A 26,309-nucleotide genomic window follows, 5' to 3' on the forward strand; every position below is an offset into this window, starting at 1 on the left:
TGCCCCTTAAAATTTCTTTGTTTCGTTTGGTAATGAAAATAGACGATTGGATATATTATTATCTTCCATAAAACAAAGGCGTTCGTATTTAAACTCGTTTACTTTTATGGGATCTTTCATAGCAGTAAAAACTTCTATAATTAAATTATAAACGCTAAGACAATCTAGGTTTAGATGATTTCTCTTAAATAAATCAAGACACTCATTACTATAGTTATAAGCCATAGTGTACTCTTTTTTATTTTTTGATTGATAGGCTTGAATTAATTTAATAATTGATTCAGTATATTTTGTGATTTTAAATCTTGATTTGTTGTCCGCTAAGGAAACAAGAATCTTTTCTAGTCTTTCTGTTTTATTATCTGGATCTGTCTTAGAACTGATAAGTGTAAAAATACTCATTAAAAAAACTGATAGCGGAGCTCGTTTTGAAAGAGCTTTTGCATGATGAGCGGAAATTGAATTAATAAGATTTAATGCGCTTCTTTTGTCCTCTGAGAATTGATTTAATATAATGATAAGAAAATAAGAGATAGCCTGCTGAGGAGTAATATCACTAGGGTCTTGCGTTAATATTAGTGCCTCAATATCATTAAATATCAATTCCTCGTCTGAATGTATATTCAAGATTTTAGAATGAATCAATGAGATGATTTGATCTGGTGCTACTAGCCATTTTGTACTTTTAAATTGTGCTAGTATTTCAATTCTCTCCTTAATTAGTGCTGTATCTAGACTTAAAATATCGAAAAAGGCTAAGAGTGAATGATAAATCAATAGATTTTCATTCGTATCAGTTACTTTAATAAGTACTGTTATGGCTTCTTTATAGCAAGAATCTATGAAGTCGAAATTAATTAATTCTTTAATTATGGCATCATGGAGTTTATGCTCCCTTAATAATTTAATTGTTTCAGGACTGTATTTATTACGGTATTCTAAATTCTCTGCGATAAAAAGAATCAAGTAATTTTTTTCGTAATTATTTAATTCAAGATTGAATATGTTATTTAAAGATTTAAAATCACCAATTCTTATAATAAATCTAATTGTCCACTGTAAGAGTTGGAATTTAGCATTAGTGTTCTTGTATTCTTCTTTGATGTAATCAAAGAAAGAGCTATCTACTTTTAGATGGAATTTTTCTAAAAGTTCAATGAACAAGAAATATTCAAAAATATGGGGGTGAATGAAACGAACAAACTCACGAGGGTGAAATTCCTGCTGGCTTTTCTCCTCCATAAGTATTCCTTCAGATAGAAGCTCCATATATGCATTTTTAAATGCCGATAATTCACTAATAAGGTCGTCTTTTGGTACTGAATTGCCCTTTTTTCCATAATTAGTTAGCTGAATTATCTTCTTTAGGAATAGGATTTTTTCAGTGTAATAATTGGATCTATATATCTTGTCCTGAATGAAACGAGATATTAGCTCATAGAAGGTAATGTTAGTAGAATAATTAAAATGAGGGTCTTCTTCTTTTAGCTGATAATACAGCTGTATATGAAATGGGAATTTTAATTGAGCTTTAAGTTTTGCGTTTATTGCATTCGATTCAATTTTATTGATTTTTGCTAGAATTAAATCGACTTCTTTTTCTGTAAGTGGAGGAACATTGGATACGTCATTGGCATTAAAGTAATTTCCTGGAAACCACTTAGTTTTCAAAAACGCAGAATGTCTTATTCGGTCATAAAATTTGATCCAGGTTGTGGATCTCATACTCATTACCAATTTAATCGATTCACTATCTTCAATATTACATATGAAGTTTATAATGCTTTCGAACAGTTGTTTTTTAAGATCACCTTTTACAATTAATTCCGAAAAACCATCAAGAAAGATAATGAATTTACCTCCTGATGTATTATAATTTTGCTTTATATAGTTAATTAAACTATCCTTAGGGTGGATACCTAATTGAAGCTTCAATTGATCCTCAAAATTTAGTATTGAATTGTCTTTATTGAAGAAACTATAAGCTGTAATGAATAGGAGCGTAGAGTCTTTGTATTCTGGTGTATTACTATTAAGAAATTTTTCTGCCAAATGGCTAAGTAGAATAGTTCTGCCGTAGCCAGGTTGAGAAATAAAACAGGTGAAGCTATAATTATTCTTGAAGAAATCCTCAAAATCATGTTCGGCAAATTTTCTGCCTATAGTCAGTTCATATGGCATTCCCGAACGATTCCTCACACTTTTTAGTGTGAAGTCAGTTACTTTAGATGCTTTATCATGAATCTCCTTCCAGCTACGAAGAGAAGTTTGCTTGCTTAGGTTTACTTGAATACTTCCGTTTTCAGGATATTCTTCATTAACATATTCTGATAATGTGGTTAACGTAAACTTAGAAAAGTTATGCTTAACCATAGCGAAGCCAAATAATCTCTTGATCGTTGTTTCACTAACATTCTTGTTCAATGTCTTACTGATCTCAATCGAAATTCTTTTGCAATCTGCAGGTGTGATGGTTCGAATTCCTGTTTTGGATAGAATTAAGCTTTTGAGTTCGTTTAAGATAAATGTTTCATCCATACATTGTAATTGAGCGTCAAATTCTTGAACGTAACGAATATAATGCTTTATGTAGGAACAATGAATATTTCGTGTGTGGATAAAAAATGAACGTTAATGAATTAATTTCTTAATGTGTTGTTTTTCAGTTAATTGCGATTCATGTTGATTGTTGAGCCGTTTTTTTTATTCAAAAATGAACAAAATGAACGATTAATGAGGGTTTTTATGTTCTAAATGAACAATTCGAACGCGGCTTACGATCTAATCTATGATTAAAATTGTACCACGTTAATTAGATAATCTCAATCCCTCTCCTATGAAATGGACATCTACCCTACCAGGAAATCTTAAAAAGTCTATTCTTGTTCTTATAAGTATTATAACTATAACGTTATTAAATACTAAATCGTATGCTCAAACGAAAAGCTATGCAACTACAGCTCCATCAAGTGGCCTAGTATCTTATGGTACATTACTTGGTGGCGGGTTTGGAGCTGGTAATACAAATCCAGGTTCCGGAGCCGGGTCAGTAACTGACCCAGGTAATGCTGCAATTGGAGATAATAGTTTCGCAACACTTTCTGCAAAGTATTTCAATTTACTATTAGTAGGTAGTGAAGGAGAGGCTTGGTTGCAGTTGAAGAATCCAACACCAATAGCTGCAGGTAAAACTACATATATACGCTTTGATCAACCCACGGTTACAGGCATAAGTTTAGATCTTCTTAATTTAGTTGGAGATTTAACAGGATTGTTTAAAAATGAATTAGTTCAGCTTGATGTTTATTCTGGTGCATCAAGTGGTAATAATGGTAATTTAGTTAACGCTTCAAATGTAAAAAGTACAGTAGTACGCGATGTCTCTGGTAATAATTATTTTGCTGTTACATCAACTGAGGCTTATAATTCAGTTAGGATTAGATTAAGGTTCAAAGGGAAACTGTTAGGCCTCGCTCTTGGTGCTGCTATTAACATGAAAGTGTATAATGGTTTTACTGTCGCTTCAGAAAATTGTGCTCCATCAATATTTACCAATATCGGAGAATCTACAGGATTAAATGTTTCTTTAACACAATTGGTGATTAGTCCGGAAAAAGCAATAGATGGAAGTACATCTACTTTTTCTACATTGCAATCAGGCTTAGTAGGTTTAGGCTCTTCTGTTTCTCAAACTATATATTTAAATGGTTTATCAGGGGCTAATGATTACGCGAAAGTTCTGTTATCAACACCGGGGAGTGTACTAACTGTAAACTTAGCAAAGACAATCACAGTACAAGCTTATAATGGTAATGTTGCAATTGGAACACCTACTTCAATAAGTAATTTATTATCTCTTGATCTTCTTGGCTTATTATCAAATACTACTCCAACTCCAGTATTCTTTAAACCTGGTGCTTCTTTTGACCGTGTAAAAATAAGTATAGATAATGCACTTGCTGTAGGGGGGAATATTCTTTCAGGTGGATTGAATATTCATGAAGCATATCAAACTGTAGAGAAACCACTATTCGCAGGACTTACCAATGGCGCTGCCAGCGTATGTGGTAATCAAGTCGCTCTTTCAGTAACAAGTCCTAATGGAGGTTATACCTATAATTGGTATAGATCTAACCCTGGATCTAATAATAAGGTTCTGTTAGCCGGAGCAAGTGGGGCAACTTATTCTGAGTCTAATTTAGCCGCTGGAACTTATACTTACTATCTATCGGCACAAAAAGCTGGATGTGCTGGTGAGTCCGATTTAGATAGTGCAAAAATAACAGTTACAGCTATTCCTGCTTTACCAACAGTTGCAACAGTTGCGCCTATTTGTTCAGGTTTAACTGCAACACTTAATGTAAGTAATCCTGTAACTGGAGTTATTTATAAATGGTATTCAACGGAAACAGGAGGAACTGCACTTGCTACTGGTAACAGTTACACAACTGTAGCTTTAGCAGCAAATGCAACCTATTATGTAGAGGCCGTTTCTGGTACTTGTGTTAGTACAACAAGAACTCAAATAGCGGTTACTATTGTTCCGCCACCTTCACTTGCTACTGTAACAACAAATAATGAAATTATTAGTGCAGGTCAATCAACCATACTTCGTGCTACAGCTGATGCTGGTAATATCATTAAATGGTATGCAGCTTCCTCAGGTGGTGTGGCATTGGCAACGGGAGCAAACTATACTACCCCTGTATTAACAGCTACCACTATATATTATGTAGAAACAGTAAATGCATCAGGATGTCTAAGTTCATCAAGGGTTCCTGTTACTGTTACAGTAGTACCAGTATCTACGGGACTTGCTTGTAATGCAGCAATAGCACAGCAAAGTGGAATAGATGGACTTTGTTTATTGTGCGGAATTTCCGATCCTGAAGCTTCCACTGATGCAAATCTTACCAATTCAACAGGTATTAACCTGGCTGTTGGCGTAGGTGCAACAGGATATCAGCGTTTAATTTTCGCGAACAAAGGAGTTGCTACAGATAGCATCCGGTTAGATCTTGGTATTCCAGGTGGTTTGGCAGATGTAGGGTTGCTTAGTTCAGCTACTGTTACTGTTTTTGATGGTACTGATGTAGTGAGCACTTATCCATTAAACTCATCATTGTTAAACTTGGTGTTATTAAGTGGAAACAGAGTTAACGTAACGGTTCCTGCCGGTGGTGTTTACGACCGTGTCGAGATTCGTTTCGGTGGTGTGCTGACTGCGTTAACTACTTATAATGTTTACGGTGCAACCATCATTTATCCAAATCCAACTGTAGCCGCAACAGGTCAGGCAATTTGTTCAGGTAGTACCACTACTTTAACTGCTACTGCCAATGGAGGTACTACTTTGAAATGGTATGCTTCTGCAGCTAGTGGTACAGCTTTAGCTACAGGAAATACTTTTACAACTCCGGCATTAACAGCCAATGCTACTTATTATATAGAGGTAGCAAAAGGAACTTGTGCAAATGCACAACGTGTTCCTGTATTGGTTACTGTAAATCCTGCCATCACTTTTGCAACAACTACATTAGCTAATGCAGCTGTAAATTCGGTTTATTCGAAACAGATCACTGCAGCAACAGGAGGTACTCCGGCATTTACTTATGCAGTTGCTTCTGGCAGTACCCTTCCGGCAGGTCTGAGTTTATCGGCAACAGGAGCAATCAGCGGAACACCAACAGCTACCGGTGATTTCACTTTCTCTATTATTGCTACTGATAGCAAAGGCTGTAATGCAACTGCTGCTTATACTTTAAAAGTAACTGCTGCTTTAGCGTTGGCAGATGCAACACTTCCAAACGGAACGGTTGGTACAACTTACCCTCCGCAAACTATTCCGGCTGCAACAGGTGGTACTGGTCCTTATGTTTATACGGCTACTAATCTGCCTCCGGGATTAACCTTTAATCCTGCAACACATGTTATTTCAGGCACACCTACTCAAGCAGGAACTTTCACTGTTCCTGTTGTCGTAACCGATGCAACCGGAAATACCGTAACAAAAGATTATACTATTATTGTAAGAGACCCACTGGTATTACCGACAGCTGTTTTGGCTGATGGTACAGTAGGTACATTATATCCAACACAAATTATTCCATCTGCTACCGGTGGTCAGGGTCCTTATACCTATGCGGCAACAGGTTTGCCAGCAGGATTAACCTTTGATCCGGCTACCCGTCAGATCACAGGTACGCCTACAACTTCAGGAACTTCTACTGTTCCAGTAACTGTAACCGATGCAGACGGTAAAACCACAACAACTAACTATACGATTAAAGTAGTTGATCCATTGGCATTGGCACCAAAAGTACTTGCTGATGGTACAGCAGGTGTAGTGTATGCTACTCAAACTATTCCTGCCGCAACAGGCGGAACAGGACCTTATACTTACACTGCAACTAATCTACCTGCAGGATTGACTTTTGATATCGCTACCCGTGAAATCAAAGGCACTCCGACAGCTTCAGGAACAAGTAGTGTAAATGTAACCGCTAAAGATGCCGCCGGTAAAACAGTAACCCAGACTTATTCAATTAAAGTAAACGGGATATTGGTACTTCCAGGTGCAACTTTACCAAACGGATTGGTGGGTACAGTTTATACAGAACAGACCTTGCCAGCAGTAAGCGGTGGTACATCACCATACACTTATGCAGCAACAGGTGTTCCTGCAGGATTGAGCTTTGATCCAATAACCCGTAAAATAAGTGGTACTCCAACCTTAGGAGGAAGCTTTACTATAAGATTAACAGCTACAGACAATGCCGGTATTTCAACCAGTACCGATTATGCCTTATTGGTAAATGTAGGACAGCCAGTAGTTGCAGGTGTTACTACTTGTAATGGAACAACTGCAACTTTAACCGTAAGCAACACCTTACCAGGTGTTACTTATAACTGGTATGCAGCAACTGGAAATACTTCAATTGCTTCGGGTTCAAGCTTCACTACTCCGGCATTAACCGCCACTACTACTTATTATGTAGAAGCCGTTTCGGGAACAGCAGTAAGCAACCGGACAGCAGTTACAGTAACTATTAACCCTGCTCCAGCTTTAGCTTCGATCTTGACTGCTAATGAAAATATCAGTTCGGGACAAACAGCAACACTTCGTGCAAGCACAACTGAAGCTGGCAGTACCATTAAATGGTATGCAGCTGCAACAGGTGGTGCGGCACTTGCAACTGGAGCAAACTATACTACTCCTGTATTAACAGCTACCACTACTTATTATGTAGGAACAGAAAGCGCGCAAGGATGTGCAAGCACAAGTAGAGTTCCGGTTACTGTTACAGTAACTCCAATATCTACAGGGATTTCTTGTAATGCTGCAACTAGTCAGCAAAGTGGAATAGATGGACTTTGTTTACTATGTGGAGTTTCTGACGCAGCAGCTTCTACAGATACAAATCCAAATAACTTTACTGGGATTAACCTTGCTGTTGGCGTAGGTGCAACAGGATATCAGCGTTTAATTTTCGCAAACAAGGGAGTTGCTACAGATAGTATTCGTTTAGATCTTGGCATTCCAACTGGTCTGGCAGATGTAGGGGTGTTAAGTTCAACTACAGTTACAGTATTTAACGGTACCACTGTAGTGAGCACTTATCCATTAAACTCATCGTTGTTAAACCTTGTATTGTTAAGTGGAAGCAGGGTTAATGTAACGGTTCCGGCAGGTGGTGTTTATGACCGTGTCGAGATCCGTTTTGGAGCTTTAATTTCAGCCTTAACTACTTATAATGTTTATGGTGCAACAATCATTTATCCAAACCCAACTGTAGCTGCAACTGGCCAGGCAATTTGTTCAGGTAGTACTACTACTTTAACTGCAACTGCTAATGGAGGTACTACTTTGAAATGGTATGCTTCGGCAACTAGTGGTACAGCTTTAGCTACAGGAAATACTTTTACAACTCCGGCATTAACAGCCAATACTACTTATTATATAGAGGTAGCTAAAGGAACTTGTGCAAATGCACAACGTGTTCCTGTATTGGTTACCGTAAATCCAGCCATTACTTTTGCAACAACTACATTAGCTAATGCAGCTGTAAATTCAGTTTATTCGAAACAGATCACTGCAGCAACTGGAGGTACTCCAGCATTTACTTATGCAGTTGCTTCTGGCAGTACACTTCCGGCAGGTCTGAGTTTATCGGCAACAGGAGCAATCAGCGGAACCCCAACAGCTTTGGGTGATTTCACTTTCTCTATTATTGCTACTGATAGCAAAGGCTGTAATGCAACTGCTGCTTATACTTTAAAAGTAACGGCTGCTTTAGCATTGGCGGATGCAATACTTCCAAACGGAACGGTTGGTACAGTTTATCCTCCGCAAACTATTCCGGCTGCAACAGGTGGTACCGGTCCTTATGTTTATGTGGCTACTAACTTGCCTCCGGGATTAACCTTTAATCCTGGAACGCGTGTTATTTCAGGCACACCTACTCAAGCAGGAACTTTCACTGTTCCAGTTAAAGTAACCGATGCAATCGGAAATACCGTAACAAAAGATTATACCATTATTGTAAGAGACCCATTGGTATTACCGACAGCTGTTTTGGCTGATGGTACAGTAGGTACATTATATCCAACACAAATTATTCCATCTGCTACCGGTGGTCAGGGACCTTATACCTATGCGGCAACAGGTTTGCCAGCGGGATTAACCTTTGACCCAGCTACAAACAAGATTGATGGAACCCCAACTACTTCAGGAACTTTCACTATTCCAGTGACAGTAACTGATGCAGATGGCAAAAAAGTAACAACTAACTATACGATTAAGGTCGTTGATCCATTGGCATTGGCACCAAAAGTACTTGCTGATGGTAACGTAGGTGTTGTTTATGCAACACAGACTATTCCTGCTGCAACAGGCGGAACAGGACCTTATACTTATACTGCAACTAACCTGCCTGCAGGATTAACTTTTGATGCAGCTACCCGCGAAATCAAAGGCACTCCGACAGCTTCAGGAATGAAAAATGTAAGTGTAACCGCTAAAGATGCTGCGGGAAAAACAGTAACCCAGACTTATTCAATTAAAGTAAACGGGATATTGGTACTTCCAGGTGCAACTTTACCAAACGGATTGGTGGGTACAGCTTATCCGGAACAGACCTTGCCAGCAGTAAGCGGTGGTACATCACCATACACTTATGCAGCAACAGGTGTTCCTGCAGGATTGACCTTTGATCCAATAACCCGTAAAATCAGTGGTACTCCAACCTTAGGAGGAAGCTTTACTATAAAATTAACAGCTACAGACAATGCCGGTATTTCAACCAGCACTGATTATGCCTTATTGGTAAATGTGGGTCAGCCAGTAGTTGCAGGTGTTACTACTTGTAATGGAACGACTGGAACCTTAACAGTTAGCAATACCCTTCCAGGTGTTACTTATAACTGGTATGCCGCAACCGGAAACACTTCAATTGCTTCAGGTTCAAGCTTCACTACTCCGGCATTAACCGCCACTACTACTTATTATGTAGAAGCAGTTTCAGGAACAGCAGTAAGCAGCCGTACAGCAGTTACAGTAACTATTAATCCTGCTCCGGCTCTAGCTTCGATCTTGACTGCCAATGAAAATATCAGTTCAGGACAAACAGCAACTCTTCGTGCAAGCACAACTGAAGCGGGCAGTACCATTAAATGGTATGCAGCTGCAACAGGTGGTGCGGCACTTGCAACAGGAGCAAACTATACTACTCCTGTATTAACAGCTACCACTACTTATTATGTAGGAACAGAAAGCGCACAAGGATGTGCAAGCACAAGCAGAGTTCTGGTTACTGTTACAGTAACAAGCGGACCAGTGAATCCAAACTGTAATGCTGCAACAACTCAGCAAAGTGGAATTGATGGAATTTGTTTATTGTGCGGAATCTCGGACGCAGGAGCTTCTACAGATGCAAACGCAAATAACTTTACAGGCATTAATCTGGCTGTTGGAGTAGGTGCATCAGGATATCAACGCTTAATTTTTGCTAATCAAGGATCAGCAGCAGATAGCATCCGTTTAGACCTTGGTATTCCAACTGGTCTGGCAGATGTAGGGGTATTAAGTTCAACTACAGTTACTGTATTTAACGGTACTAATGTTGTGAGCACTTATCCATTAAATTCATCGTTGTTAAACCTGGTATTATTAAGTGGAAGCAGAGTTAATGTAACGGTTCCTGCAGGTGGTGTTTATGATCGTGTCGAGATTCGTTTCGGTGGAGTCGTGACGGCATTAACTACCTATAACGTTTATGGAGCAACCGTTATTTATCCAAATCCAACTGTAGCTACAACAGGCCAGGCAGTTTGTTCAGGTAGTACCACTACTTTAACTGCTACTGCTAATGGAGGCACTACCTTGAGATGGTATGCTTCTGCGACTAGTAGTACAGCTTTGGCTACAGGAAATACTTTTACAACTCCGGCATTAACAGCCAACACTACTTATTATATAGAAGTAGCCAAAGGAACTTGTGCAAATGCACAACGTGTTCCTGTATTGGTTACCGTAAATCCTGCTATCACTTTCGCAACAACTACATTAGCTAATGCAGCTGTAAATTCAGCTTATTCAAAACAGATCACTGCAGCAACAGGAGGTACTCCGGCATTTACTTATGCAGTTGCTTCTGGCAGTACCCTTCCGGCAGGTCTGAGTTTATCAGCAACAGGAGCAATCAGCGGAACACCAACAGCTTTGGGTGATTTCACTTTCTCTATTATTGCTACTGATAGCAAAGGCTGTAATGCAACTGCTGCGTATACTTTAAAAGTAACTGCTGCTTTAGCGTTGGCAGATGCAATACTTCCAAACGGAACGGTTGGTACAGTTTATCCTCCGCAAACTATTCCGGCTGCAACAGGTGGTACCGGCCCTTATGTTTATGTGGCTACTAACCTTCCTCCGGGATTAACCTTTACTCCTGGAACGCGTGTTATTTCAGGTACGCCGACTAAATCGGGTACTTTCACTGTTCCAGTTACAGTAACTGATGCAAACGGAAATACTGTAACAAATGATTACACCATTATTGTAAGAGATCCACTGGTATTACCGACAGCTGTTTTGGCTGATGGTACAGTAGGTACATTATATCCAACACAAATTATTCCATCTGCTACAGGTGGGCAAGGTCCTTATACCTATGCGGCAACTGGTGTTCCTGCAGGGTTAAACTTTGATCCGGCTACCCGTCAGATTACAGGTACACCTACAGCTTCAGGAACTTTCACTATTCCAGTGACAGTAACTGATGCAGATGGCAAAAAAGTAACAACTAACTATACGATTAAAGTAGTTGATCCATTGGCATTGGCACCAAAAGTACTTGCTGATGGTAACGTAGGTGTTGTTTATGCAACACAGACTATTCCTGCTGCAACAGGTGGAACAGGACCTTATACTTATACTGCAACTAACCTGCCTGCAGGATTAACTTTTGATGCAGCTACCCGCGAAATCAAAGGCACTCCGACAGCTTCAGGAACAAGTAGTGTAAGTGTAACTGCTAAAGATGCTGCGGGAAGAACAGTAACCCAGACTTATTCAATTAAAGTAAACGGGATATTGGTACTTCCAGGTGCAACTTTACCAAACGGATTGGTGGGTACAGCTTATCCGGAACAGACCTTGCCAGCAGTAAGCGGTGGTACATCACCATACACTTATGCAGCAACAGGTGTTCCTGCAGGATTGACCTTTGATCCAATAACCCGTAAAATCAGTGGTACTCCAACATTAGGAGGAAGCTTTACTATAAAATTAACTGCTACAGACAATGCCGGTATTTCAACCAGCACTGATTATGCCTTATTGGTAAATGTAGGTCAGCCAGTAGTTGCAGGTGTTACTACTTGTAATGGAACAACTGCAACCTTAACAGTAAGCAACACCCTTCCAGGTGTAACTTATAATTGGTATGCCGCAACCGGAAACACTTCAATTGCTTCAGGTTCAAGCTTCACTACTCCGGCATTAACCGCCACTACTACTTATTATGTAGAAGCAGTTTCAGGAACAGCAGTAAGCAGCCGTACAGCAGTTACAGTAACTATTAATCCTGCTCCGGCTCTAGCTTCGATCTTGACTGCCAATGAAAATATCAGTTCAGGACAAACATCAACTCTTCGTGCAAGCACAACTGAAGCGGGCAGTACCATTAAATGGTATGCCGCTGCAACAGGTGGTGCGGCATTGGCAACAGGAGCAAACTTTACTACTCCTGTATTAACGGCTACCACTACTTATTATGTAGAAACAGAAAGTGCACAGGGATGTGCAAGTACAAGCAGAGTTCCGGTTACTGTTACCGTAACAAGCGGACCAGTGAATCCAAACTGTAATGCTGCAACAACTCAGCAAAGTGGAATTGATGGACTTTGTTTATTGTGCGGAATCTCTGACGCAGGAGCTTCTACAGATGCAAACGCAAATAACTTTACAGGTATTCATTTAGCTGTTGGAGTAGGTGCTCAAGGTTACCAGAAATTGATCTTTGGTAAAACTGGATCTGCAACAGATAGTATCCGTTTAGATCTTGGTATTCCAACAGGCTTGGCAGATGTAGGCGTATTGGCAGGTACTACTGTAACCGTACTTAACGGAAGCAGTGTAGTAAGCACATATCCATTAAACTCATCGTTGTTAAACCTGGTATTGTTAACTGGAAGTAGAGTTAACGTAACCGTTCCGGCCGGTGGTGTTTACGACCGTGTCGAGATCCGTTTTGGAGCTTTAATCACAGCATTAACTACTTATAATGTTTATGGTGCAACTATCATTTATCCAAATCCAACTGTAGCTGCAACGGGTCAAACAATCTGTTCAGGTAGTACTACTACTTTAACTGCTACTGCTAATGGAGGCACTACCTTGAAATGGTATGCTTCTGCAACTAGCGGAACAGTATTAGCTACAGGAAATACTTTCACAACTACGGCATTAACAGCTACCACTACTTATTATATTGAAGTGAGTAAAGATGGTTGTGCAAATGTTGAACGCATCCCGGTAACTGTAACAGTGACCACTACTCCATCAAATCCTACAGTAGCTACGGTTGCTCCGATTTGTTCAGGATCAGCGGCTGTACTTGCAGTTACTGCACCAGTAAACGGTATAACTTATAAATGGTATGCTGCCGCAAATGGTGGAGCATCATTATTTACAGGCTCAAGCTTTACTACCCCTGTATTGACTGCTTCAACTACTTATTATGTAGAGGCATCAGCAGGTAATTGTACAAGTGTAACACGTACTGCAGTTGCAGCAACGGTAAATACTTTGCCAGCTCTTGCGACAGTTACAACTAATAATTCAACAATTAGCGCAGGACAAACTGCAACATTGGCGGCAACTGCTCCAGCAGGTATAACTATCAAATGGTATAGTGCGCCTACAGGTGGAGTGGCATTGGCTCAGGGTACATCATATACAACTGCACCGTTATCTGCTACCACTACTTACTATGTGGAAACATCTAATGCTTCAGGTTGTGTAAGTGCAACTAGAGTTCCTGTTACTGTAACGGTATTGGGCGGACCAGTTAACCCTAATTGTAATGCTGCAAATAGTCAGCAAAGTGGAATTGAAGGCATTTGCGTATTATGTACAATTCAGAATGCTGGTAATTCAATTGATAACAACTTTACAAACTTCACCACAATCTCTCTACCTGTAGGAGTTGGTGGTTCAGGATATCAACGTCTAATTTTTGGTAGCCCGGGTGTGGCTACTGATAGCATCCGTCTGGATCTTGAAACCCCAGGTGGTCTTGCTGATGTAACGCTATTGGGTGGCATCAAAGTAACAGTAATGAACGGAGCGTCTGTGGTTAAAACTTATAACCTTCAGTCAGCATTACTTAATTTAACATTATTGAGTGGTAAACGCTTTACTGCAACTTTACCTGCAGGAGGTGTTTATGATAGGGTAGAAGTTAGAGCCGAAGGTCTTGCTAATGTTTTAGTAAACCTTAATATCTACGGTGCTACAATTGTTTACCCTAATCCAACAGTTTCAGCCGCAGGTCAAACGATCTGTTCTGGAAGCGCAACTGTACTTTCTGCTGCTGCAAACGGTGGTACAACTTTAAGATGGTACAGCGCAGCTACCAATGGAACATTATTACATACAGGTGAGAACTTTACTACACCAGTATTAACAGCAACAACAACTTATTATATAGAAGTAAGTAAAGGAAGTTGTGCTAATGTTATCCGCATTCCGGTTACTGTTAAAGTAACTACCGCACCAGGTCTTCCAACTGTTGCTGCTGTAGCTCCTATTTGTTCAGGTTCTACTGCTGTGATTTCAGTAACTGCTCCAGTAGCGGGTACTGATTACAATTGGTACACAACGGCAACCGGTGGTACTGCAATATTTACCGGATCAACATTTACTACTCCTGTATTAACTTCAGGTACTACTTATTATGTAGAAGCAGCAAATGGAGCTTGTGTAAGTGCAACGCGTGTAGCGGTGCAAGTTACAGTGAGTCCACTTCCTGTATTGCCACAAATCTCGGCATCTGCAACAGCAGTGAATGTGGGTCAAACAGTTGTATTAACAGGAACATCAACAGATGCAAATGTTACTTTCAACTGGTATACTTCAGCTAATTCGACCACGCCAGTATATACTGGGCCAACTTATGTTACTTCTCCACTTACGGTAACAACTACCTATTTCCTTGAAGCGAAAAATGCTTCTGGATGTACTTCTTCGGCTCGTGCACAGGTAACTATTACAGTAAATGGTGGTGGACCAAATCCAATTGCTTGTGAAGCTCCAACAACTCAAGAAAATGGTGTTGATGGCGTTGCTATTCTTGCAGGAGTATTCAACCCACTTTTAGCAATTGATAATGACGCTAAAACTGGATCATCATTGGTAATGCCAGTTGGCTTACTTGGTGCATCTGTATATCAAAGAGTAGGTTTTACCACGCTTTCAAACGTTGGTGATACCGTTCGCGTATCTATCAGTGCTCCAGGAAAACTACTTTCAGTAGGTTTACTATCAAACATTATGATAGGTACTTATAATGGTAACGCAAGTAATGGCGATGGTGTTCCATTAAACGATCAACTTGTACGTATTGAATTGTTAAGTGGTAACACTGAGGCCTTAGTTACTTTTGTGCCAACAAAACGATTCAATAAAATTGAAGTTCGCTTAAACTCAGGTCTTGCAGGTGTGTTATCTACTGTAGACTTCAACTATGCACAACGTGTAGTGGTGGCTCCGGTTGTAACAGCACAAAATGTAACGATCTGTGCAAACCAAACAGCTACATTAGCAGTTCAAACTCCTCTACCAGGTATTACATATAAATGGTACAATGAGGCCGGTGCATATCAGACTGGAAAAGACGGTGCTACCTTTACAACACCTGCTTTATCAGCTAACACTAAATTCTATGTAGAAGCAGTTACCGCTTCTGGATGTACTAGCTACAGAACATCAGTTAATGTAATTGTTACCCCTGCTCCAACAACACCAGTATTGGTTAATGCAACAATTAACAGTTGCGTTGGAAATCAGGTTACCATTGAGGTAAGTAACCCACTTGTTGGCGTAACTTATAAATGGTACGACGCTAATAATGTTTACCAAACAGGAAAAGATGGTGTGAACTTTACTGCAACAGTAGGAGCGGCCCAAACTACTTATTCTGTAGAGGCAGTAACTTCATGCGGTACTTCAGGAAGAGCAACAGCAACCATCAAGGTAGGTACATTAAATCCACCGGTAATTACTCCAGCCGCTGTAACCATTAGTTCAGGTTCTCCTGCTGTGCTTGTCGCTACTTCAAGTACTGCCGGGGCAGTATTTAAATGGTATAGTGATGCAGCCTTAACAACATTAGTTCATACTGGTGCACAATATACAACAGGTGCTTTAGATAACACAACAGCTGCACCAATTGTAAAAACGTTCTACGTAACTGTAGAGATAACTGGAGCGGGAGCATGTCCTGCCTCTGCCGCTGCAAGTGTTGATGTAACTATTCTTCCAAAACCGAATCCGGTTGCAGTTCCATGTCAGGCAGCAACAATAGCTATCAAAGATGGTGTTGATGGTGTAGCTGTATTATCAGCGGTATTCAACCCTGGATTTGCAGTAGACAACAACACACAAAGTGGATCTTCATTTGTTATGCCGGTAGGTGCCTTAGGTGCTTCGGTTTATCAACAAGTAGGCTTCACGGGTGGCCTTAGCAGTGTAGGTGATACCCTTAGATTACGTATTACTTCACCAGGTAAATTGCTTTCATTAGGTGTTTTATCATCTATTGAGGTAACTACTTTAAATAATGGTGCAAGCAATAACGATATGCTGGTTATTAGCAATCCAATTGTAGATGTACAAATCCTTAGTGGTAATAGCGAAGCAATCATTACTTATGTTCCACAAAAACAATTTGATGGAGTAGAGTTAAGATTAAGATCTGGTTTAGCAGCTGTGTTAACCACACTTGACTTTAACTATGCTCAACGTATCCTGGTAGCACCATCAGTACAGAGTGCTACAGCTACTGCTTGTACAGGTACTTCAGCAAACCTGTTTGTTAAGAACCCGGTAACTGGTCTTACTTACAAATGGTTCATGCGCAACGGACAAACCATTACTTACTTAGCTGGAAAAGATGGTGTAAGTCTTGCAACTGACCCAACTCTTGCTGCTGGAACTTATGATTTCTATGTAGCAGCTGTTAATGATGCTATAGATTGTTTAAGTGCTAAAACAAAAATAACAGTAACAATTCTTGCAGCTCCGGATGCTCCGGTAGCGGCTGCCGGAAACCCAGCTACTACTTGTCCTAATACTTCGGCAACATTGGCTGTGAATCCTGTAGCAAGTGTTACTTTCAACTGGTACGATGCTGCTACAGGTGGAAATCTGTTGGCAAGCAATACCAATACTTATATCACACCTGCAAATCTTGCAGTAGGTGCTCATGATTTCTACGTAGAGGCAGTTAATGCAAACTCTTGTGTGAATACAACTCCACGCACAAAAATTACATTAACAATAAATCCTTCTGCGGTAGCTGCTGATATAAATGTTGCTGGAGCGAATGCGCCATTCTGCGCAGGAACTTCTGCTAAGTTAACAGCAACTAGTACAACAGTAACTAATCCGGTATTCACATGGTACAGTGATGCGGCATTAACAGATGTTGTATTTACAGGACCGATATTTAATACTCCACTTCTTACAGCCACAACAACTTATTATGTGTCAGTAACCGGATCTAATAAATGTGCAAATACACCTGCAGATGCTAAAGTGGTTACGCTTACAGTAAACCCTCCGGCAACAGCAGCGGATCTTGACATAACAGGAGGAAGTGCTCCATTCTGTGCTGGCGCTAAAGTTGAACTTACGGCTACCACTACTACGGTGACTAATCCAATATTTAACTGGTACAGCGATGCTGCATTAACTAAACTTGTATTTACAGGAGATAAATTTGTTATCGCCTCACTTGCAGCAACAACTACATATTATGTGACTGTTAGTGGATCTAACAAATGTGAGAACCTGGCTTCAAATGCAGAAATAGTAACCTTAATTGTAAACCCACCAGCAATTGCATCTGATATCAATGTAACTGGTAATCAAGCGCCATTCTGTGCAGGGGCAAAAGCAACGCTATCCGCTACAAGCGCAACAGTACTATCACCTGTGTTTACATGGTATAATGATGCGGCCTTAACTAATGTTGTATTCACCGGTGCAACTTTCGTTACACCAGTACTTACTGCAACTACTACATACTATGTAACAGTAAGAGGAAGCAATAAATGTGAGAATACAGCAGCTACAGCTAAAACTGTAACTGTAACAGTTAATCCACCAGCAACAGCTGCTGATATTAACGTAGCAGGTGCTGATGCGCCATACTGTGCTGGTACAAAAGCGAAGTTGATTGCAACTACTACAACAGTAACAGCTCCAATATTCAATTGGTATAGTGATGCTGCTTTAACTAAGCTTGTGTTTACAGGAGTAACATTCGAAACTCCGGTACTTACCGCAACTACTACATACTATGTAACAGTTAAAGGATCTAACAGATGTGAAAATACAGCAGCTACTGCTAAAACAGTAACTGTAACAGTTAATCCACCAGCATTGGCTACTGATATTAATGTAGCGGGTGCCGATGCGCCATTCTGTTCTGGAAACATAGCCAGGTTAGTGGCTAGCAGTACTACTGTTACCAACCCAGTATTTACCTGGTACAGTGACGCAGCTTTAACGACGGCTGTCTTCACAGGACCAGTATTTAATACACCTGCACTTACTGCAACCACTACTTATTATGTAACTGTTCGCGGTGCTAATAAGTGTGAAAATGCAACAGGAGATGCGAAAATTATCACCCTAACAGTTAATCCACCAGCAACTGCTGCAGATATCATTGTTAAAGGTGCCGATTCACCATTGTGTGCAGGAACAACAGCTACTTTAGATGCTTCAAGCACTACAGTAACTAATCCAGTGTTTACCTGGTACAGTGATGCAGCATTAACAAACGCTGTATTTACAGGAGCTAAATTTGTTACACCAGCACTTACTGTAACAACTAAATACTATGTAACAGTAAGAGGAAGCAATAAATGCGAAAATCTGGCTGCTAGTGCGAAAGTGGTTACGGTAACAGTTAATCCACCGGCATCAGCTGCTGATCTAAGTGTAACAGGTAACTCTGCTCCATTATGTGCAGGTGCTACAGCAACCTTAACTGCAACTAGTACTACGGTAACCAATCCTAAATTTACCTGGTACAGTGATGCTGCTTTAACAACTGTTGCATTCTCAGGTCCAATTTTCAAAACTCCAGTACTTACCGCAACTACTACTTATTATGTAACAGTAAGGGGAGATAATAGATGTGAAACGCTTGCTGCTGATGCAAAAGTGGTTACTGTAACAGTTAATCCACCGGCAATAGCTGCAGATATAAATGTAGCAGGTAACGATGCACCATTCTGTGCAGGCACAAAAGCTACATTAAAAGCAACTACTACTACAGTAACAAACCCAGTGTTTACTTGGTACAGTGATGCTGCTTTAACAACCGTAGCCTTTACAGGTGATACGTTTGTGACTCCAGTATTAACTGCAACTAAAACATACTATGTAACTGTTAGAGGAGATAATAAGTGTGAAAACACAGCTGCTACTGCTAAGACAGTAACAGTAGTTGTTAATCCACCAGCGACAGCTGCTGACATTAATGTTGACGGTGCTGCTGATCCATTATGTTCTGGAACTTCAGCTAAGTTAACAGCAACAAGTACCACAGTAACAAATCCAGTATTTACCTGGTACAGTGATGCAGCTTTAACAACAGTTGCCTTCACAGGACCAGTGTTTAATACCCCTGTTCTTACTGCAACTACTACTTATTATGTAACTGTTCGTGGTGCTAATAAGTGTGAAAATGCAACAGGAGATGCGAAAATCATCACGCTAAAAGTTAATCCGCCAGCAACTGCTGCAGATATTATTGTTAAAGGTGCAGATTTACCATTGTGTGCAGGAACAACAGCTACTTTAGATGCTTCAAGCACTACAGTAACTAACCCAGTGTTCACATGGTACAGTGATGCAGCATTAACAAACGCTGTATTTACAGGAGCTAAATTTGTTACACCAGTACTTACTGCAACAACTACTTACTATGTAACAGTTAGAGGAGATAACAAATGTGAGAACCTTGCTGCTAGTGCGAAAGTGGTTACTGTAACAATTAATCCACCGGCAACAGCTGCAGATCTAAGTGTAACAGGCAACTCTGCTCCGTTATGTGCAGGTGCAACAGCAACCTTAACTGCGACTAGTACTACGGTAACCAATCCTAAGTTTACATGGTACAGTGACGCTGCATTAACTGATGTTGTATTTACAGGTTCAATTTTCAAAACTCCAGTACTTACCGCTACTACTACTTATTATGTAACAGTAAGAGGAGACAATAGATGTGAAACTCTTGCTGCTGATGCAAAAGTGGTTACTGTTACAGTTAATCCACCGGCAACAGCTGCAGATATAAATGTAGCAGGTAACAATGCACCATTCTGTGCAGGTACAAAAGCTACATTAGTTGCATCAAGCACCACAATAACAAACCCAGTGTTTACCTGGTATAGTGACGCTGCTTTAACTACCGTTGTTTTCACAGGTTCATCATTTGAAACTCCGGCATTAACTGCAACCACAACATACTATGTAACTGTTAGAGGAGATAATAAGTGCGAAAACACAGCAGCTACTGCTAAGTCAATAACAGTAGTTGTTATTCCACCAGCGACAGCCGCTGACATTAATGTTGACGGTGCTGCTGATCCATTATGTTCTGGAACTTCAGCTAAATTAACAGCAACAAGCACTACGGTTACTAATCCAATATTCACTTGGTACAGTGATGCAGCGTTAACCAGTGCTGTATTTACCGGATCGGTATTTAATACCCCTCTGCTTACCGTAACAACTAATTACTATGTAACTGTAAGAGGTGATAACAAATGTGACAATCTTGCCGCAAGTGCTAAAGTTGTAACAGTGGTGGTTAATCCTCCGGCAAGTGCAGCAGACATTACTGTAGCAGGAGCAGGAACACCTATCTGTGCAGGTACTTCAGCAGCATTAACAGCTAGTACGACAACAGTAACTAATCCAGTATTTACCTGGTACAGTGATGCAGCATTAACTAATGCTGTGTTTACAGGACCAGCCTTTACAACACCTTTACTAACTGTAACAACTAGTTACTATGTAACGGTAAGAGGAGATAACAGATGTGAGAATCTTGCCGCAAGTGCAAAAGTGGTTACCATAACTGTTAATCCATTACCAAATACACCAGAAGTAGCTAGCGCTGGAACAAACATATGCAGTGGAGAATCTACCGTATTAAGTGTGAGTAATGCTGAGGCAGGAATTCTGTATCAATGGTATAGTGACGCTACGGGAGGTACATTGCTATTTACCGGTGAGCAATTCACAACGCCAACTTTAACTACTAATACAGATTACTACGTATTGGCAGTAAGTGCAGCAGGCTGTGGAAATGCAACTGGTAGAGTTAAGGTAACGGTAACTGTTTCACCTAAACCATTAACACCGGTAGTAGTGTCAGCAGTGGTAGATGCTTGTATAGGAAGTTCAGCTACATTAAGCGTATCAAATCCTCAAACTAACGGAGTAACCTACAAATGGTATACAACTGCAATTGGAGGAACAGCTGTTGGAACAGGAACAACCTTTACTACTCCTGCAGTAACTGCAACGGTAACTTATTATGTAGAAGCTTCAACAGCATCTTGTGTAAGTACCGGCCGTACAGCAGTTAAAGTAAATGCCTCACCGATTCCTACAGCACCAACTGCAATAGATGGAGTTAATGGTCCATTGTGTTCAGGTACAACTGCTACACTTTCTGTAACTAATCCAGATGCAGCACTTACTTATAGCTGGTATACAGTTGCAACCGGAGGTACTTCAATTGCTCAGGGAGTTACATTTACTACTCCAGCATTAACAACTACCACAACATATTATGTGGAAAGTAGTAATGCTACCGGATGTACAAGTACAACCCGTACATCAGTTGTAGTAACAGTACTATCTAAACTTGATGCACCAGTTGTTATAGTTAAAGAAAACAAAGCAACAGAAATAACATTCCAGTGGAATCCAATCCCAGGAGCAACTGCTTACGAAGTATCATTAGATAACGGAGTAACATGGGTTTCACCTACATCTGGATCTGCAGGAACTACACATCTGGTTGCTGGTTTGAAACCGGATCAAAGTGTAACTATAAGAGTTAGAGCAAAAGGTCAACTTGATTGTCAACTAAGTGATGCGACCAGCTTAACCGCTAAGAGCGATAATCCTTTAGGTAATACAATCTTTGTTCCTAACACATTTACACCAAATAATGATGGTAAGAATGATGTACTGTATGTGTACGGAAATACAATTGCAAAAATGAAGTTGCGTATATATAATCAATGGGGACAATTCATTTACGAATCATTAAACATTCAAAACGGATGGGATGGAACGTATAAAGGTGATTTACAACCGAACGGTGTATATGTGTATTTCCTGGAAGCGGATTTCAATGACGGGACGAAAACCACTAAAAAAGGCACTATAACCCTATTAAGATAACATTTACCAAAAAACTCGAAAAACAAATTTGTTATGAAGAAACTAATAAAAATAATAGCAGTAGGAGCGTTTTTAAGTTTGGGAGCTGTAAGGGTGGTAGCACAGATTGATCCTCACTTCTCTCAATATTACGCCCACCCGCTATGGCTGAACCCAGCACTGACCGGGGTTACGGACGGTGAATACAGGGTCTCTTTGAATGCCAAACAGCAGTGGGGAACTATTTCAAATTCATTTTTAACCGGAGGAGCGTCATTTGACATGGCCCCGGTTAAAAACTTAGCATTTGGTGCGATGGTTTTGAATCAGAATGCAGGTGATATTAGTTATAATCACCTTAGTGCATTGGTTTCAGGAGCTTACCGTATCCACTTCGGGAAGGCTGGTTTAAATATGGTAAACTTTGGTTTACAGGCCGGTATTCTTAATAAAAGCTTTGATCCATCAAAGATTACCTTAGGAGCACAGTTTAATCCAATAACCGGATACGATCCAAATTTTGGAATAAATGAATCATTCGCTTCCTCTAATACATTAGTGCCAGATGTGAATGCTGGATTTATGTACTTTGATGGTAATCCCGGACAAAGAGTTAACGTATTCGGAGGAGCGATGGCAGGCCATATTACCAGACCGGTTGATAAATTTTTAGGCAACAGCGTGCGCATGCCAATTAGATATGCAGCTCATGGTGGTGCAAGAATTAAGATGTCTGAAGTTCTTGATATTACACCAAATGGATTATACATGAAGCAAGGTAATGCACGTGAAATAGCAATAGGTGCCTATGCGCAGTTCATGCTTAATCAGGAATCAGATTTGCTTTTTGGATCGAATTATCGAGTTGATGATTCAGCAATAGCTTTTTTTGGATTACACTTAAAAAATATGGTCTTTGGTGTAAGTTATGATTTTAACACATCAAGTTTAAGTAGAGCTACACGTAATCAGGGAGGTTTAGAACTATCCATTTCATTTACCAGTAGAAAGGGAATTACAGGCCCTAACTTCTTTTGTCCAAGATTATAAATTAACGCGATACGAGCCTAACATGATTCAAAATGTTTTGGCTCTGAACATAAATAAATCATTTACAGATGAAACTGCTTAAAACATTACTGATCCTGTGCTTATTCACAACTGCTGCAAATGCGCAATTTGTAACCAATAGTAAGAGAGTAGCGGATGTCTATTTTCAAAATAAAGAGTATTACGCAGCTGCAGAATATTATAAAAGATCCCTGCAACTAGCATCAGCAGATAGCGCTGGTTTTGTAGTACCCTACGGTTTTGCAAATAAGATAAAACAAGAAAATCCCAAAAAGGAGGATTACGAATACAGCGTATTTCAATTGGCTGAGTCATTAAGACTCTATAAAAACTTTACTGACGCAGAGAAGTGGTATGCTTTAGCTAAAGAATTTAAGAATCCGAAGTATGTACTTGCCACATTCTGGTATGCTGAGGCTTTAAGGGCTAATCAAAAATTTGATGAAGCAATTAATGCTTTCAATGAATTTACAACTAAATATAAAGTTAACGATGCATACGCTACAAAAGCAAAGTCTGAAATTGCATCATGTCAGTTCGCATTATTCGAGTTACGCTATCCAAGATTATTTAAGTTAACCAAAGTTAAAAATGATATTAACCAAAAAGGATCTAACTATACACCGGTTATAAAAGACAGTAAATTTTACTTTACATCATCAAGACCAGTAGGTGATGCTGGAAAGAAAGAAGTATTAACAGATCAAACTAATGCAAAGGTGTCAAAAAAGGAGAGCCCTTATTTAAATGCTGTTTATGAAACCCCAGGAAATCCTTTAACCGGTAATGTTACAATTAAAAAAGTAGCATTAAATAGTTTAGAAAAAGAATCGGCTGCACCAGCTTTTCATCCTAATGGAAAGGCGATTTATATTACTAGCTGGACCGCTCAGGGAGATAAAAAGATATATCAGTTAACGTCATCTGATAAAGGTTGGGGCGATCCTGTTGAACTAGGGGCTCAGGTAAACGTAAAAGGCTTTAATGCTATGCAACCATTCGTTACTAAAGATGGCAAGTATTTAATTTTTTCTTCTAACAGACCAGGTGGACAAGGCAAGTATGATTTATGGTATTGCCCTTTAAGGACTGATGGATCATTGGGCCAAGCGATAAATTTAGGCAGTAAAATAAACTCTACTGAAGATGATCAGGCTCCATACTATAATACCCAAACTAATAAATTACTTTTTAGTAGTAACGGAAGAATAGGAATGGGCGGATTTGACTTTTATGAAAGTGAAGGTGATTTCACCAATTGGACAGAGCCTCGTAATGTGGGCTATCCATTCAATTCATCAAAAGATGATATGTACTATACACCTGCTGACAATTCAGATACTGAAGGTTATATTAGTTCAGATCGTGAATCTCTTTGCTGCCTTGAGGTTTTTAATGTAAAACGTGAGTATCTTACAGTGAAAGGGATTGTATACGACTGCGATACAAAACTGCCTTTACAAGATGCAATCATTACACTTGTTGATTCAGCACAAACACTTAAAACAACTACAAATCAAGCCGGAGAGTATACTTTTAAAGTGAACTCTAACCGTAAGCTAAAGCTTACAGCTGAAAAGGATAAATATTTCACTAAGATCTTAAATTTTGGATATGATGATCTAGCTAAAAAAGATACTTTATTTAGCCCGGACATTTGCCTAACACCATACGAAATTGATAAGCCTATAGTACTTAAAGATGTATTGTACGAATTCGACAAAGCGACTCTAACTGAAGATTCAAAAGGTAAACTAGATCACCTATTCTCAATAATGGAAGATAATCCTAAGATTGAAATTGAACTAAGCGCCCATACCGATAGTAAAGGTTCTGATGCCTACAATATGGATTTGTCAATTAGAAGAGCAAAATCTTGTGTTGATTATTTAGTGTCAAAAGGGATACCTATTGCAAGAATGACAAGCAGAGGTTACGGAGAAACTAGACCAGTTGCTCCTAACGAACTTCCTAATGGTAAAGATAACCCTGAAGGTCGTGCCCTTAACAGAAGAACTGAGTTTAAGGTAACAAAGAAATAGACTACAAGTAATACCGCTCTTAACAATAGGCCTTCAGGATACAATATTCTGAAGGCCTATTTTTTTATAACCATTTTTTTATTAATACTGAGATCTGCATGTTTTAAGTTACCACTTTGTGTAACTATTTATATAATTTAGTTACCAGCAATTGGAAGCGAAGAATCTAATTTTATCGATCATTTTTTAAACATTATTATGAGAGTTGCACTGGCATCGCCCCCTATTCCTGATTCCCTGAAGTCAGGGTTAATTTCCCTTGAAAAAATGGTAAAAGATGCTAGTGAAATGAACGCCGATATCATTTGTTTCCCAGAATCATATTTGCCGGGTTATCCTGGGATGGGGTATTCCACTAATGATCGCACATCCGAATCATTGGAAACTGCTTTAAAGCGTGTTAGTGAAGTGGCTCAGCTGTATTCTATTGCTATTATCGTCCCAATGGATTGGTATAGTTCGGTAGGTTTGCAAAATGTAGCTTTTGTAATATCTAAAGAGGGTGAGATTCTTGGAAAGCAAACAAAAAATCAGTTAGACCCAACCGAAGATGAAATTTGGATTGCCGGAACGGATAGGCAGTTATTTGAAGTAAAAGGAGTGAAGTTTGGTATAACAATATGTCATGAAGGCTTTAGATACCCTGAGTCGGTGCGATGGGCGGCACAAAATGGTGCTAAAATTGTATTTCATCCACAATTTACAGCTAATACGGAGCGTGGTAAACAACTCACGGAGTGGGGACATAAGGACAATCCATATTATGAAAAGGCCATGATGATGCGTGCAATGGAAAATACCATATATTTTGCCAGCGTTAATTACGCCTCAAATTATTCTGAATCTGCCAGTTCAATTATCCACCCAAACGGCAATTGCATAGCTCATCAAAATTATGGGGAGGCAGGAATAATAGTTGCCGATATTGATCCGGAACAAGCGACTGGATTATTAGCTAAAAGATTTAAGAATCAGCTGTATTAGTTAAATAAATAAAA

Annotated in this window: 5 protein-coding genes; 4 read left to right on the forward strand and 1 reads right to left on the reverse strand. The window is 39.6% G+C overall.

All coding sequences use genetic code 11. From position 1 onward, the window contains the following. Window positions 1–6 precede the first annotated feature (6 nt). Entirely contained in the window at window positions 7–2,538 is a 2,532-nt protein-coding gene (locus tag HQN83_RS11350) for an NACHT domain-containing protein (protein ID WP_173090449.1), read from the reverse strand. Between the two features lie 298 nt (window positions 2,539–2,836). Between HQN83_RS11350 and HQN83_RS11355 the strand changes: the two genes are divergently transcribed. From HQN83_RS11355 to HQN83_RS11370, 4 genes are all read left to right on the forward strand, one after another. Beyond that, window positions 2,837–22,219 (forward strand): Ig-like domain-containing protein, encoded by a 19,383-nt coding sequence (locus HQN83_RS11355; protein WP_173090450.1) that lies wholly within the window; start codon window positions 2,837–2,839, stop codon window positions 22,217–22,219. A gap of 33 nt (window positions 22,220–22,252) precedes the next feature. Further along, window positions 22,253–23,248: a PorP/SprF family type IX secretion system membrane protein gene (locus HQN83_RS11360; RefSeq protein WP_173090451.1), complete on the forward strand. Its 996-nt coding sequence runs from the start codon at window positions 22,253–22,255 to the stop codon at window positions 23,246–23,248. A gap of 68 nt (window positions 23,249–23,316) precedes the next feature. Then, entirely contained in the window at window positions 23,317–25,311 is a 1,995-nt protein-coding gene (locus tag HQN83_RS11365; protein WP_173090452.1) for an OmpA family protein, read from the forward strand. A 198-nt stretch (window positions 25,312–25,509) separates the two neighbouring features. Then, window positions 25,510–26,295, forward strand: a complete 786-nt coding sequence (locus HQN83_RS11370; protein WP_173090453.1) for a carbon-nitrogen hydrolase family protein — start codon at window positions 25,510–25,512, stop codon at window positions 26,293–26,295. Window positions 26,296–26,309: the final 14 nt, after the last annotated feature.

The sequence above is a fragment of the Pedobacter foliorum genome (genome assembly GCF_013266735.1).
In the GTDB taxonomy this organism is placed as follows: Bacteria; Bacteroidota; Bacteroidia; order Sphingobacteriales; family Sphingobacteriaceae; genus Pedobacter; species Pedobacter foliorum.

Excerpts from the sequence above, each read along its gene's own strand:
- HQN83_RS11350 (WP_173090449.1), bottom strand. The coding sequence starts at position 2,538 with ATGGATGAAACATTTATCTTAAACGAACTCAAAAGCTTAATTCTATCC.
- HQN83_RS11355 (WP_173090450.1), top strand. The coding sequence starts at position 2,837 with ATGAAATGGACATCTACCCTACCAGGAAATCTTAAAAAGTCTATTCTT.
- HQN83_RS11360 (WP_173090451.1), top strand. The coding sequence starts at position 22,253 with ATGAAGAAACTAATAAAAATAATAGCAGTAGGAGCGTTTTTAAGTTTG.
- HQN83_RS11365 (WP_173090452.1), top strand. The coding sequence starts at position 23,317 with ATGAAACTGCTTAAAACATTACTGATCCTGTGCTTATTCACAACTGCT.
- HQN83_RS11370 (WP_173090453.1), top strand. The coding sequence starts at position 25,510 with ATGAGAGTTGCACTGGCATCGCCCCCTATTCCTGATTCCCTGAAGTCA.